The organism is Mycobacterium sp. IS-1742 (assembly GCF_001500125.1).
Lineage (GTDB): Bacteria > Actinomycetota > Actinomycetes > Mycobacteriales > Mycobacteriaceae > Mycobacterium.
The window spans coordinates 125,713-139,505 of the sequence record NZ_LQIV01000034.1; the positions used below are offsets into that span (position 1 = coordinate 125,713).

Consider the following 13,793-nt stretch of genomic DNA (forward strand, 5'->3'; position numbering starts at 1 on the left):
GGGGCTAGAGGTCCACGCGCCCGCTACCCCAGATCGGCGAGTTGCGGCACGACCGGCGCGATGCCTTCGATCCACGACGACGGCGATCCGCCCGGCGGCATGACGATCGCGGTCTGCACGCCGACCTTCGCGTATTCGGCCATGGCGCGCACGAATTCGTCCTTGGTGTCCGGGGTGGGGCCGTCGTGGGCGAGGATCGTGACGCGGATGTCGTCGACGTCGCCGCCGACGTCGTCGCAGTGCCGCCGCAGCACGTCGAGTTTGTGCGCCACCTCGTCCGGCGAGCCGAACAGGTTGCACGCGTCGCCGTACTGCGCCACCAGTCGCAGGGTCTTACGTTCACCGCTACCGCCGATCATCACCTTCGGCTTGTTGATCGGCTGCGGATTGCACAGCGTCTCGGCCAGCTGGTAGTGCTTGCCCTCGAACGGCCCGTTGTTTGCGGGATCCCACATCTGCGCACAGATCCGCAGCGTCTCCTCCAGACGCTCGAAGCGCTCGGAGACAGGCGGATACGGCACGCCGAGCCCGTGGTGTTCACGTTCGAACCAGGCGGCGCCGATTCCCAGCCACGCCCGTCCGCCGGAGAGCACGTCGACCGTCGTCACCGTCTTGGCGAGCAGCCCGGGATGCCGGTATGTCACGCCCGTGACCAGCAGGCCGAGCTCGATGGTGGAGGTGTGGGCGGCCATGAAGCCGAGCGACGTGTAGCCCTCGAGCATGTTCGCCTCGGCGGGCAGGCCGGTCGGTTCGATCTGAAAGAAGTGGTCCATGAACGACAGCCAGGTCGCACCGGACGTTTCCGCCGCCTGGCCGACGCGGGCGAGTTCACCGGCGATGGCCGTCGTTCCGCCGTCGATGTCGAAGATGGGTACGTGGTATCCGAGTTCCATGTCTCCGGACAACCGGTGTGACCGGCGTCCCATTCCCACCTTCGCCGGCGAATGTGAGGTCAATCCGCCAGGATCGCGTTCATCCGTCTGGCGATGCGGCTGGTCAACTGCTCGTCGATGTCCATGTGCAGCACCACCGGATCCGCCTCGACGATGCCTCCGTTCGCGTAGCGCAACAACTGGGGCATCTCGCCGACCCGCTCGACGAACTCGTCGACGAACGTGCGATACGCCTGCAGCGGGATGTCCGCCACCCGTGCGCAGTCGCGCAGCACGTCGGCGTACTCACCGGAGACCGAGACGCTGCGACAGCGCTCCGAGATGTCGAGCAACCGGTCGTGGTAATCCATCAGCCGGTTGGCGGTGTGCACGACACCGTCGGCGTCGGCGGTCTGCTCGTCATGGCCGAACACGTCGGTGAAGGCCGGCGCCCGCATGAAGCTCTCCAGTTGGTCGACGAGGACGACCAACTCGTCGAGCAGCCCGCTGAAGTAGTGCACCACCCGCGTGCCGGTGTACAGACGCTCTCCCGTGGCGGAGGTGAAACCCAGTGCGCTGTCGCGTAATCGCGCCTGCAGCGGCGCGCGCCGCTGCACGAGAACGGACGCGAAAGCCGCCCACTGCCAGCACGGCGGCTTGTCCCGCAGGAGGACGGCCAAATCTTCCTTGGTGTACGCGACGGCGGCCACCGCCGGAAGATCAGGTGGTGCGCCGCCGGTGTCCTCGAGTCTCGGTGCCGGGGAGATCGCGTCCATCGCCTCGGCGCCGCCGGGGCCGAAGACACCTCTCCTGTCGCCGCGCAAGGTCCACCGGTGTTGTTGCTCGGCGCGTCGCGCCAGTTCGGCGTCCCGTTCAGCCGCCTCGAGGCGACGCTTCTCGACTCCCCGCACGATCGCGCGCGCGGCGAAGAACGCGCCCACCAACGCCGCCGCGCCGGCGAACCACAAGAAGTACTCGACGATCAGGCCGAGGACGACCAGCAGCACGAACACCGCCGCGAAGCCGGCACCGTGGTCGTTCTGACGCCTCGCCCCCATGGCCCGAGGCTAGAAGAGGGCACCGACAACGGGCTACAGGCGACCAACTTCGCGCAGTCCCGCGACGGTGTCGGCGATCGTCTCGGCGACCTCGCGCTGGGTGATGCCGAGGTCGCGCTCCGCGGGGGAGTCGTCGGACGTCGGCATCTGCGTGTAGTACTGCATCGCCGCTGAGTTGATCGGCGTCTCGAACGGCAGTTGGTCGCCGATCACGTCGAAGATCCGGCCCACGGTGCGCAGCGCGACGTCGGGGATCGGGATCGGCGCCAGGTCGCGGGCGGCGGCGTCGCCGATCACCGAGGCCAGTTCACCGACCGGCACCCGCCGGCCGCCCAGCATGTAGCGGCGCGGTCCGCGGCCCTTCTCCAGCAGCGCCACGTGCAGCGCGGCCAGATCGCGGACGTCGATGACGATCCACCCCGCCCCGCGTCCGGGCACCGAGCGCATCTTGATCGACGCCTCGACACCTTCGGCGGCCTCGCCGAACTGGTCGCCGGCGGGCGGGCCGAGCACCATGCCCGGGTAGGTGATGTTCACCGGCGCCCCGGCATCCTGCAGGCCCCGGGCGTACGCCTCGACGACGGCCTTCGACTTCCCGTAGCCGTCGGATCCGCCGGTGACGGGCAGGTCGGCGTTCAGCACGTCGAGGCCCGGACGGAACAGCGCGGTGAAGCTCGAGACGTGGATGATCGGGTCCAGCTTGGCCTTGGCCGCGCCGCCGAGGACGTACCGAGCGCCCTCGAGATTGGTGCGCAGCATCTCGTCGGCCATCGCCGGGTCGGTGGAAACCGTTGCCGCACAGTGGATCACCGCATCGCAACCGTCGAGCGCCGCGGCGGTCGACTCGGGATCGGAGATGTCGCCGACGACGTAATCGCCGATGTCGGCACCGATCTTCTGCGCGCTGGTGGTCAGGCGTTCGGGTTTGCGGACCAGGAAGCGGACCTGATGGCCGGCGTCTTGAACGGCCTTGGCGGTCCAGGCGCCGACGAAACCGGTGCCCCCTGTGACCAGAACTTTCATCGAACCCCCGGTTGCGGCGTTGCGGAAGGATGGCACCGGACAGTACCCCTCGTAGTGTCCGGTGAAACCCTGGGGCGCGTCAGCTCTGGTTGACGAGCGGGCTGATGACGTCGCGGGCGAACTGCGCGGCGTTCACCTGCGGGTTGCCGTCGGGATAGCTGACCGTCGCGAGCACGTTCGCGCCCGCGTCGACGAAGTTGCCGTCGGCACGGTCCTGATGGGTCGACGAGGTGACGAGAATGATGCCCGAGGTGCCCGCCTCCCTGGCGAGCGGCACCGAGAAGCGGGCGTTCTGAACGGTGCTGTTCGCCTTGTCCTCCACGATGATTCGGTGGGCGGGGAAGCCCAGGATGGTCAGCATGCGCCGCATCGCGGCGGCCTCGGTGATGCCGTTGCGGGGGTTGCCGCCGGTGACGATGATCGGCGACTGTGGAAAGAACTGGGCGACCGTCAGGCCGGTGATGACGCGGCGGCGCAGGATCGGTCGCATGGTGCCGTCGGGTTCCAGGCCGTAGCCCAGGATGACGATGGCCGGCTTCGAGAAGTCCTTGACCGCGACGGCAGGTTGCGCATGGGCGACCGGCGGGGAGACGTCGGCGACGACGGCGGCCGCTGCGAGCGCCACGGCTGCCGCGGCGGTTCTCCAGGATCTCCGCATACGCCTCTCCGACTCCTGCGACCACCGGGGTTGATGGTGCTGACGGTGTGATCGTGATCTCTGTCGCAGGTGTTACGGACGAGGTTCGGGCTGGGGGGAGTGCCTCAGCCGCGCTCGACGACGTTGTCCCCGAAGCTGTCGATCTGGGGGTCGCCGGTCTGGAACGTCACCCGGTTCTCGAAACCCGACGCGCTGATGCGGTCCGCGCTCTCCACGACCACCTCGTTGCTCACTCCGGACACCGTCACGCTCACGCAGTGCCCGGTGATCGTCACCGTGTTCGACACCCCGCTCACGCTGATCAGGCTGTCGTTACAGGCAACTCGCTTGTCGCCCTCGACACCCGACACGCTGAACTGCCCGCCCGGTGGCGCCTGCGCGATCGCCTCGCCGCCACCGGACGGCCCGCCGGGCAGGATCACGATCGGCAACTCCCCGGTGGCCGGCGCCTCCGGCGTCTCGTCGAGCGCCCCGCCACCGCCGGCGATCGTCGGCCGGCCCGCCGTGACCGCCCCGTCGCCCGGCCCGGCCTTCGCGAAGTAGATCGCCACGCCCGCGCCGAAGACCAGCAGCAGCAGCACCACGACCACCAGCACGATCACGCCCGTATGCGAGGTCGTCTTCGAATACGGTTGCGGCGCAGCCTGATACGGCGTGTCGTAGACCGGCTGTGGATACGCCCCGGCGACGGTGTAGGGCTGGGTGCCCAGCTCGGACGTCTGTGCCCGGTCGGCCAACGGGCGCTCGAGGTCACGGATGCGGGCCTCGGGGTCGTCCTGCGGGTTCATGCGCAGATGCTCCCACACGCATCGCCCCTGCTCAATGGCTGATCAGCGGGTCTGCGAGCGCACCTGCTGCACCACCGCCGTCGCCCCGACGAACACCACGCCGAGCACGGTGATCAGCCCCCACAGGCCCGACTCGAGGAACTCGCCGTCCAGCGCCCGCGACACCGACGACGCGATCAACTGGCGTTAGTCGTGCCCGCTCCGAGCCCGCATGACAACGTGCGTTGCCGGATCCGGTTGTGATTGCGATCACGATCAGTTTAAATTGTGTCCGCCACCACAACGAAAGGCCGAACCATGGATGCGGTAAACGACGGTTCGTTGACTCCGGCCCAGCCCGCGGTAACCCGTCGAGCCAAGCCGGCCGACCGCCACACCGTTCAGTCCGTCCTGTTGACCGCGGTGTTCATCCTCGGGCTCATCGGCGTCATCGGCGCCCTGACCCTCGGACAGTCCACGGCGGCGATCATCATCGCGCTGATCTCCAGCGCGGTCATCCTCGGCACCGTCTGCTGAGCGCGCCCGTCCGAAGGCCGCCGGATGCTGCGTAGCATCGGGCGATGGGCACCCGGCACCTCCACATCGACAAGCATTCGCCGTCGGCGTACAAATCGCTGATCGGCGTCTCGACCGCCGTCACCGCGCTGGCCAAGGAGACCGGCCTGCCGCGCAGCCTCGTCGAACTGGTCAACGTACGGGTATCCCAACTCAACGGCTGCGCCTCGTGTCTCGAGGTGCACCACCGCCGCGCCGACGACGCCGGCGTGAGCGCCAAACAACTCGCGACGGTGTCGGTCTGGCGGGACACCGAACTGTTCGACGAGCGCGAACAGGCCGCGCTGCGCCTGGCGGAGATCACCACCACGCTGCCCGACCACGACGCCGCCGAACGCGAATACGCCTTGGCCCGCGAGGTTCTCGACGACGACGAACTCTCCGCGGTCATCTGGGTGGCGACGACCATCAACGCGTTCAACCGCGTCTCGATCCTGAGCGGTCACACCGTTCGATGATGCGCAAGTCAAGATCGCACTGAGTTTTTCTCTGTGCGCCTCGGCAACATGTACCTGGGGATCGCCGAGGGCGCGCACCGCGTCTACGCGGTCACCGGTTCCAGTTCCGCCCGCAGTGACGTGGGGCTGGATCTGTTCTGGCGCAACGTCCGAACGCATTCACTGCACGACCCCGTCGACTACAAGAGGCTCGAGGTCGGCGCGCACTACCTGACCGGCGACGTGCAGCCGATCGCGCTCTACACCTGAGACACCCACCGCGAGCGTGCGCAGACTGCTGCACTCCTCGCGGCGTGTCGTGTGCAGACACGCACCCTCGCGGGGGGTGGTAGGGACCCTAGATCTGGCCGTGGCGGGGCGGGTGCGTGCCCGCGAGCGTGTAGCGGCCGATGTGCTGCAGCTTCCACCGCACCGGGTCGTGCAGCGTGTGCGTGCGCGCGTCGCGCCAGTAGCGGGACAGGTTGCCCGAGACCGAAGCGCTTCGCGTACCGCCCAATTCGAACAGCCCGGTCGACGCCTCCAGCGACGCGCGCACCGCGGCCACCTTCACGACGGCCACGGCCACCGACGCCGCGGCCGCCGACTCGTCGGTCAGGTGCTCGGTCGCGACATCCACCGCGCGGGCGGCGTCGGCGAGCAGGGCCTGCGCCCCGCGGACTGTCACCGTCAACTCGGCGGCGGCCTGGATCAGCGTCGGATCGTCGACCGCCGTCGCGACGTTCGCCTCGAAGTGCGGGCGCGCGCGTTCCGCCTGGCGTACCCCGGCGGCCAGCGCACCCGTCGCGATGCCGACATCGATCGCGCTGTGCAGCAACTGTGCTCGCGCGCCATAGGTCGTCGGCTCGGAGAAGATCGGGGAGAACGGCACGACGTGTTCGTCGGGCACCGCGACGTCGGTCAGCGTCACGGTGCCCGACGCCGTCGTCCGCTGGCCCATCCCCTCCCAGTCGTCGACGATCGAGACGCCGGCCGCATCGCGCGGGACGAACGCGACCGCCTTGGGCGTCGACGCCGTCGGCACCGACCCGTCGTCCAGCGACGCCCGCACGACCACCCAGTCCGCGAACAGCGCACCCGTCGAGTAGAACTTGCGTCCCGTCAGCAGGTGGTCACCCGACGGGTTCCGGGTCAGCGTGGTCGTGTCGACGTCGATCGGATGCGGCCCGCGTTCGGACTGTGCGTTCACCAGCAGTGCGCCGTCGAGCACCTGCCGGTAGAAGTAGGCCTGCTGGGCGGCGGTGCCCTGCAACCGCAGTGCTTCGAGGAACACGAAATGCGAGTGCGGGATCTGCGCCAGCGACGGGTCGGCGTGGGCGATCAGCCGGAACACCTCGGCCAGCACGGTCGCGGGCGCGTCGATGCCGCCGTGCTCGACCGGCACCGAGATCGCCAGCAGCCCCGACTCTTTCAGTGCGCGGACCTGCTCGTGCGGGAGTTGCCGCTCGGCGTCGCGAGCGGAGGCCTCGGCGTCGAACTCCGCGGACAGCTTCGCCGCGACGTCGAGTGCGTCGTCGGCGGTGGCGATCACCGTCATCGCGTCGCGCCGATGAACGGGATGTGCGCCGGTGACGCCGACGTGGCCTGGCCCTTGAACAGCCCGCGCTCGCGCAGGATCGGCACGACGCCCTCGCCGAACCAGAACAACTCCTCGAGGTGCGGATAGCCGGAGAAGATGAACTCGTCGATACCGATCTCGGCGTATTCGGCGATCCGGTCGGCCACCTCGGCGTGGCTGCCGACCAGCGCCGTGCCGGCGCCGCCGCGCACCAGGCCCACACCGGCCCACAGGTTCGGGGCGACCTCGAGGGTGCGGGCGTCGTTCCAGCTGCCGTTGCGCCGGTTCTCCTCGTGCAGGGCGAGCATCCGCTTCTGGCCCTCGGACTGGCTGCGGTGCAACCCTTCCTGCGCCTTGCGGACGGTGTCCTCGTCGAGTGCGGCGACCAGTCTGTCGGCCTGCTGCCACGCCTCGTCGGCGGTGTCGCGGGAGATGGTGTGCAGGCGGATGCCGAAGCGGACCTGGCGACCCTCCGCTTCGGCCAGCCGGCGGATCCAGTCGATCTTCTCGGCCACCGCCGCCGGCGGTTCGCCCCACGTCAAGTAGACGTCGGCGTGTCTGGCGGCGACCGGCCCCGCGGCGGCCGAGCTGCCGCCGAAGTACAACGGCGGCACCGGGTTCGGCAGCGTCGGGATCGCCGCGTTCTCGACCTGGATGTGCTCGCCGTCGAGCGACACCGTCTCACCCGCCCACAGGCGGCGCACCACCTCGAGAAACTCGTCGCAGCGCTGGTAGCGGCCGTCCTTGTCGAGGTGGTCGCCGAACGCGCGCTGCTCGTGCGCCTCGCCGCCGACGACGACGTTGAGCAGTATGCGGCCCGGCGCGTGCCGGGCGAACGTCGCGGCCATCTGCGCCGACAGCGTCGGGCTGACCAGGCCGGGGCGGAACGCGACGAGGAAGGCCAGCGACGTGGTCTCGCGGGCCAGCAGCGCCGCGGTGATGAACGCGTCCTCGCACCACGCGCCCGTCGGGATCAGCGCGCCGGTGAAGCCGAACGACTCCGCCGCCCGCACGATCGACCCGAGGTAGTCGATCGACGCGTCGCGGTCACCGTGGGCCGCGCCCGCGGGCATGCCGTGACCGCCGCCGACGATCAGCCTGCTGTCGCCGTAGGTGGGCAGGAACCAGTGCAAGTGGATGGTCATGTCAGCGGCCTCCCGCTGGTGAGGACGGCACGGTCGAGGGCCGGTCGATGATCGTGGACGCCGGCCCGCCGACACGGTAGCGCGCGCCGCGATGCTCCTCGGGCAGCCGGTCGCCGCGGCCGAGCAGCTTGTGGCGCAGCGTACCCGGCGCGTAAGACGACTGGTAGGCGCCGCGGGCGGTCAGCACCGGCACGACGTGGTCGACGAAGTCCGCGAACGACCCGGGCGTGACGGCGTAGGCGAGGTTGAAGCCGTCGACGTCGGTCTCGTCCACCCACTCCTGGATCGTATCGGCTACGGAGACACCGGAACCGACGATGCGCGGGCCCATGCCGCCGATCTTGCCCCATTCGGCGATGTCGCGGACGGCCCACTCGCGGCCGTCGGGGTCGGCGGACTGGAACGCCGAGACCGCCGACAGGATCGCGTTGGAATCGACGTTGCCGACGGGTTCGTCGAGCCCGAAGCGGGCCAGGTCGACGCCCATCCACCCGGACATGAACGTCAACGCGCCCTCCGCGTCGCCGTAGGACAGGTACTCGGCGTGCTTGGCGTGGGCCTCCTCGTCGGTCGCGGCGGTGATCACCGTCGACAGGTTGAAGATCTTCACCGCGTACGGATCGCGGCCGGCGATCTCGAGTTCACGACGGATCGTGGTCACCGTCTCGCGCAGCAGCGCCTTGGTGGGAGCGGCGGTGAAGATGGCCTCCGCGTTCTCGGCGGCGAACCGCACCCCGCGCGGGCTGGAGCCGGCCTGGTAGATGACCGGGGTGCGCTGCGGTGACGGCTCGGACAGGTGAATGCCCGGGACGGTGAAATGCGTTCCCTCATGGCCGATGTGGTGGATCTTGGCCGGATCGGTGAAGATGCCGCGCTGGGCGTCGCGGACGACGGCGTCGTCCTCCCAGGAGCCCTCCCACAGCTTGTAGAGGACCTCGAGGTATTCGTCGGCGTGGTCGTAGCGGGCGTCGTGGGCGGGTTGGTCGGTCTGGCCCATGTTGCGCGCGGCGGCGGGCAGATAGCCGGTGACGACGTTCCAGCCGATGCGGCCGTTCGTCAGGTGGTCGAGCGTCGAGAGCCGCCGGGCGAACGGATAGGGGTGTTCGAAGCCGGTGCCGGTGGTGATCCCGAAGCCGAGGTCGTCGGTGACGTACGCCATCGCGGACACCAGCAGCAGCGGATCGTTGACCGGCACCTGCGCGGCCTGCCGGATCGCGGCCTCGTCACTGGCGCCGTACACGTCGTAGGTGCCCAGCACGTCGGCGATGAACAGCCCGTCGAAACGGCCGCGTTCGAGCAGCTGGGCCAGTTCGGTCCAGTAGTGCAGGTCCTTGTACCGCCAGGACTGGTCCTCGGGGTGCTTCCACAGCCCGGGGGACTGATGGGCGACGCAGTTCATGTCGAAGGCGTTGAAGCGGATCACACGAGTCACCGCGAAATCGTTGCCGATGGCGCCGGGCCGGTCACGGGTTCGACTCAGCGCGATTCTGGGGCGATGCCTGCGCCGTTCGGCGGGGAGGGGTCAGATCATCTCCCGGCGGGTGAGCCACCGCATGACCTGCCAGCCGATGAACACCGGCAGCCAGCACGTCAGCACCCGGTAGAGCAGCACCGCCGGGACCGCCACCGCCGCGGCCACCCCGAACGCCGCGAGCCCGCCGATCAGCGCCGCCTCCACCGCGCCGACACCGCCCGGGGTGGGCGCCGCCGAGGCCAGCGTGCCGCCGACCATCGTCACCACGGTCACCGTCACGAACGACGTGTCCCCGCCGAACGCCTCGATGCTGGCCCACAGCGCGAACGCGGCGCCCAATGTCGTTGCCGCACAACCGAGCACGATCAGCGCCAGCCGCTGCGGTTCGGCGGCCAGGTCGCGGAAGTCCTGAAGCACCTCGAGCAGCCTGGGCCGGACGGTCGTGAGCACCCACTGCCGCAGGCTCGGCACCACGAGGAACACCCCGACCAGGCCCAGCACCACCCCGCCGATCAGATAGATCAGCGTGGTGGACGGGACGAACTTCGACAGGTCGGCCGACGCGCCCGCCACGAAGCTGAACACGATCAGCAGCGTGATGTGCGTGACCACCTGCACCGACTGCTGCAGCGCCACCGCGGTGGTGGCCCGCACCGCGCCCAGTCCGCCCTTCTGCAGGAACCGCGTGCTCAGCGCGAGCCCGCCCACTCCGGCCGGGGTGGTGGTCGCGGCGAAGGTGTTCGCCACCTGCATCAGCGCCAGATGCCGGAAGGTCACCAGCCCGTCGGCGCACGCCCACAGCGCGGCCGCGGCGCCGAGGTACTTGAGCGCCGACACGGCCAGCCCGAGCAGCGCCCACCACATGTTGACGTTGCGCAGCTCGTTGGAGAACGTCGGGACGGCGGTGAGGAACGGGTAGGCGACGTACACCAGTGCGCCGATCAGCACCAGCTGGATGATCTGGTTGCGGGTGAACCGGGTGATGCTCTCGGTGCTGATGCTGTCGGTTCCGGTCTGCCGCATCACCTCTTCGCGGGTGGCCGCGGCGACGGCCCGCGCATCGGGGAGCAGCTTCCAGAACCTTCCGCCCACCGCGTGTTTGGTGAGACGGCGCGACGCGACCAGGACGGCCTCCGCGCCGAGCACCTCGATCGCCGCGGCGACAGCCCGCTCCGCGCCGTGCAGTTCGGCGGTGGTCAGCAGCAGCTGAGCGACATCGGTCTGCAGCTGCGTGTCCGTCGCACCGTACTCGGCGTATCCGAAGCCGCCGAACAGCACCGTACCGTCGTCGACGGTGATCTCGGCCGCCCGCAGGTCCCCGTGGGAGATCGTGCGCGCGTGCAGATCGCGCAACGCCTCCCACACCTTCTCCGGCGGGGTGCCGACGTCGAGCGGCACCCCGTGGACGGCGTCGTGCGCGTAGAGCGCCCAGCTGCGCGCCAGCGTCCCCGCCGCCACCGACGACGTGTTGGCCAGGCCCGCCTCGCCGATCGCGATCGCCATCAGCGCCCGGTGTTCGACGGCGCGCCGCAAGGAGGCCTGCAGCGGCGCCGTCTCCGACGACCGCAGCCGCAGCTTGCGCCAGACCTGCCGGACGGCGCCGCCACTTCGCTGGTTCGGCCCGTACATGTGCACGGTCGCGTGACCCTGGCCCGCGGTGTCGGCGGTCATCACCAGCGGGCCGCGGCCTGCCGGCCGCACCACCGTCAGCGCGGTCACCTCGAATCCGCGCCGCGCCAGCGCCCGCACCGCGTCGGCCAGCGGCACCTCCAGGGCGGGTGTGCCCACCACCAGCACCACCAGCGCCCCGACGAAGAAGCCCACCGACAGCCCCAGCAGCGAGCGGGCCGGGACGACGGCGCTGACCACCAGATGGATCGGCACGAACGCCAGCAGCAGCGCCCACCACCAGCGCCGCCACCGTGCGGGCACCCACGGCCCCGAGACCGTCAGCACCGCGGCGAGCATCGCGATCCACCGCGGATCGTCGAGGATCTGCGAGAGCAGCGTGTCGAGCCGCTCGGACAGGTCGAAATGCCATGTCGGCGCCGCGATCCCGTTACCCGTGATCGACAACGACAGCGTCGCGATCAACCCGGCCGCGGCGAACGCGCCGAGCAACCGCCACTGCCGCACGATGATCAGACCGACCAGGATCACGAACGGCAGCGCCAGGATCGCGACGCCGTAGGCGAGGTAGACCAGGTTGGACTGCGTCGGCGTGAGCACCCCGACGATCTCGGAGATCGACTGTTCGAGCGCGCTCCACTCGTAGCGGGTGATGAACGAACTGGTGATCACGACGGCCAACAGCACCGTCGCCAACGCCAGGCGCAGGATGTCGTTGGTGCGTCGAGTCAGCGGCAGCAGCAAGCTGCCCGTTACGGCGATCTCCCGCCCGTCGACTCGCATGCTCAAACCGCGGCGCCGACCCCCAGGCGCCCGAGCGCCCGGCGGACGAGGCCGACGCGGGCCCGTCCCGCCGGTGGGCGCCGGACGGCGTACGGCCACGGCTCATTGCGCTCCGGAACCGATTCGGCCCTGACGAGTTTGAGTTGCCGGCGCAGGTGTGCGCGCAGTTCGTGCAAGCCCGGGTCGAACCAGCGGTTGACCGCCTCGGTCGGGTCGTCGGTGAGGTCGTAGAGTTCCCACTGGTCGTCGAGCGGGCTCGCGCGGTACGCCTCGCCACCCAGACCGTTGGCGGCGAGGTGGCGCACACCCGGTTCGGTCCAGGTTGCCGGATCGTCGAAACTGCGCACCAGCTTCCACAGGTGGCCGTCGACCCGGGTGACGAGCCCCTCGAAGTTCGACGCCACGTGCGCGGGTACCCGGATCCGCAGCGGGCCCGGCGGATTGACGGTGCGCTTGAGCTTGCGGGCCAGACCCGATGCGCCGCTGTCGCCTTCGAGCATGTTGTCGCGGGTCATCAGGTACACCGCGCGGTCCTCGTCGGGCGCGCCGCCGTCGACCACCGGCATCAGGTTCCGGCCCGGAAGGGGATGGACCTCGGAGAACGATTCTGCGAGGGCGGCGGCAGTGGCGTCGACGTCGATACCGGCGGCGCCCAGCAGCGTCGGAACGAGGTCGACGTGCGAGGTGGGTGCGGTCACCGTGCGCGCCCCGGTGGCACGGGAACCCGTCCGGGCGATGACGAACGGGACGCGGGTCGCCTCGTCGTAGAGGTTGAACCACTTCTGGTGCAGGCCGCCGTGCGCGCCGAGCAGGTCGCCGTGGTCGGCGGTGCGGACCAGCACGGCATCGCGTGAACCCTCGACGACGGCGCGGCGCACCCGGTCCAGCGGACCGTCCACCTCGGCGTGCAGGCGGTAGTAAAGGTCGCGATATCGCTGGGCGTTGCGCCGATAGGTGCGCTCCATCACCGCCGCGGGGCCGTAGCCGGAGTAGTACGCCTCGCGGAAGGCGATCTGCGCGGCCGGTTTGGTCGACAGGTCCTCGTCGGCGGTGGGCGCCGCGGGCACATGCGGAGGGTCCAGCGGTGAGGGTTTCACCGGGCTGCGCCGCACCCACTGCGGGAACAACACGATGTCGTGCGGGTTGACGAAGCTGGCCACCAGCAGGAACGGCCGAAGGGCATCCGCGTCACCGGCGCGGCGTCGGGCGTAACGGTCCTGCAGCCACGCCACCACGCGGGCGGCGATCAGCGGGTCGCGGCGAAACCCGCTGTTGGACAACGCCGCTCCGTGCGGTTCGGGGCCGACCCACCCGGAGAACCCGTACGGGGCCAACGGATCCGCGTCGAGATAGCGCCGCACCGCATCCGGGTCGACCACACCGTCGTCGTCGTTGGTGTCCAGTGGCAGCCCGGTCGCCGGGTCGGTGACGTCGGCGTGGGAGATGTGCCACTTGCCGTCGTAGTGGGTGTCGTAACCGGCGGCGCGGAACCAGTTGCCCAGCGTCGGCACCTCACCCGGGCGCAGCCAGCGCATGCGGGAGTCCTCGTACGTCTTGCCGATGCCGTCGGTCTGGGTGACGCCGTGCAGATCGGGGAACTGCCCGGTGAAGATCGTCGGGCGGCTGGGCACGCAGGCCAGCGATCCGGTGTAGTGCCTGCCGAAGCTGACGCCGTGCTCGTCGAACCATCCGCGGCCGGGCAGCGCCCGGTCGCGCCAGGCCAACACCTCGGGCGCCTCGTAGGGCGGGACCGCGCGTTCCTCGTCGGTCATGAGGATGACGATGTCGGGCTTGA

The 13,793-nt window shown here is 69.9% G+C and carries 14 protein-coding genes; 3 read left to right on the forward strand and 11 right to left on the reverse strand.

Features of this window, described 5'->3' with window-relative positions:
* Positions 1-23 precede the first annotated feature (23 nt).
* The 6 genes from AU196_RS18070 to AU196_RS25625 all read right to left on the reverse strand — a co-directional run bounded on the left by AU196_RS18070 (position 24) and on the right by AU196_RS25625 (position 4,579).
* The gene (locus AU196_RS18070; RefSeq protein ID WP_059096444.1) at positions 24-893 is read right to left on the reverse strand and encodes an LLM class F420-dependent oxidoreductase; all 870 of its coding nucleotides are present in this window, start codon (positions 891-893) and stop codon (positions 24-26) included.
* 59 nt (positions 894-952) lie between these two features.
* A complete protein-coding gene (locus AU196_RS18075; protein ID WP_059096445.1) occupies positions 953-1,930 on the reverse strand; it encodes a hypothetical protein in 978 nt (325 codons plus the stop codon).
* Between the two features lie 33 nt (positions 1,931-1,963).
* Positions 1,964-2,953: an SDR family NAD(P)-dependent oxidoreductase gene (locus AU196_RS18080; protein ID WP_059096446.1), complete on the reverse strand. Its 990-nt coding sequence runs from the start codon at positions 2,951-2,953 to the stop codon at positions 1,964-1,966.
* Positions 2,954-3,032: 79 nt separating this feature from the next.
* Positions 3,033-3,611: a YdcF family protein gene (locus AU196_RS18085; RefSeq protein WP_059096447.1), complete on the reverse strand. Its 579-nt coding sequence runs from the start codon at positions 3,609-3,611 to the stop codon at positions 3,033-3,035.
* A 104-nt stretch (positions 3,612-3,715) separates the two neighbouring features.
* Positions 3,716-4,399: a DUF3060 domain-containing protein gene (locus tag AU196_RS18090; protein WP_197415832.1), complete on the reverse strand. Its 684-nt coding sequence runs from the start codon at positions 4,397-4,399 to the stop codon at positions 3,716-3,718.
* Between the two features lie 42 nt (positions 4,400-4,441).
* Positions 4,442-4,579, reverse strand: a complete 138-nt coding sequence (locus AU196_RS25625) for a hypothetical protein (RefSeq protein WP_157546465.1) — start codon at positions 4,577-4,579, stop codon at positions 4,442-4,444.
* Between the two features lie 117 nt (positions 4,580-4,696).
* Here AU196_RS25625 and AU196_RS18095 point away from each other — a divergent pair, with 117 nt between their 5' ends.
* The 3 genes from AU196_RS18095 to AU196_RS18105 are packed head-to-tail and all read left to right on the forward strand — an operon-like array spanning position 4,697 to position 5,661.
* Positions 4,697-4,915, forward strand: coding sequence for a hypothetical protein (locus AU196_RS18095; RefSeq protein ID WP_059096449.1), 219 nt, complete (start codon positions 4,697-4,699; stop codon positions 4,913-4,915).
* 44 nt (positions 4,916-4,959) lie between these two features.
* Complete coding sequence (locus AU196_RS18100; RefSeq protein WP_059096450.1) at positions 4,960-5,412, forward strand: carboxymuconolactone decarboxylase family protein; 453 nt, start codon at positions 4,960-4,962, stop codon at positions 5,410-5,412.
* Positions 5,413-5,445: 33 nt separating this feature from the next.
* Positions 5,446-5,661, forward strand: a complete 216-nt coding sequence (locus tag AU196_RS18105) for a hypothetical protein (RefSeq protein WP_059096451.1) — start codon at positions 5,446-5,448, stop codon at positions 5,659-5,661.
* 88 nt (positions 5,662-5,749) lie between these two features.
* Here the strand turns inward: AU196_RS18105 and AU196_RS18110 are convergent, their stop codons facing one another.
* The 5 genes from AU196_RS18110 to AU196_RS18130 form a co-directional block, all read right to left on the reverse strand.
* A complete protein-coding gene (locus tag AU196_RS18110; RefSeq protein WP_059096452.1) occupies positions 5,750-6,946 on the reverse strand; it encodes an SfnB family sulfur acquisition oxidoreductase in 1,197 nt (398 codons plus the stop codon).
* On the reverse strand, positions 6,943-8,112 hold the full coding sequence (locus tag AU196_RS18115; RefSeq protein WP_059096453.1) for an LLM class flavin-dependent oxidoreductase: 1,170 nt from the start codon (positions 8,110-8,112) through the stop codon (positions 6,943-6,945). The genes AU196_RS18110 and AU196_RS18115 overlap by 4 nt, the downstream gene beginning before the upstream one ends.
* A gap of 1 nt (position 8,113) precedes the next feature.
* Positions 8,114-9,544: an LLM class flavin-dependent oxidoreductase gene (locus tag AU196_RS18120; protein WP_059096454.1), complete on the reverse strand. Its 1,431-nt coding sequence runs from the start codon at positions 9,542-9,544 to the stop codon at positions 8,114-8,116.
* A gap of 90 nt (positions 9,545-9,634) precedes the next feature.
* Positions 9,635-11,998 carry a lysylphosphatidylglycerol synthase transmembrane domain-containing protein gene (locus tag AU196_RS18125; RefSeq protein WP_059096455.1) on the reverse strand — a complete coding sequence of 788 codons (2,364 nt, stop codon included), beginning with the start codon at positions 11,996-11,998 and terminating at the stop codon, positions 9,635-9,637.
* Between the two features lie 2 nt (positions 11,999-12,000).
* Positions 12,001-13,770 carry a sulfatase-like hydrolase/transferase gene (locus tag AU196_RS18130; RefSeq protein WP_059096648.1) on the reverse strand — a complete coding sequence of 590 codons (1,770 nt, stop codon included), beginning with the start codon at positions 13,768-13,770 and terminating at the stop codon, positions 12,001-12,003.
* Between the last annotated feature and the right edge of the window lie 23 nt (positions 13,771-13,793).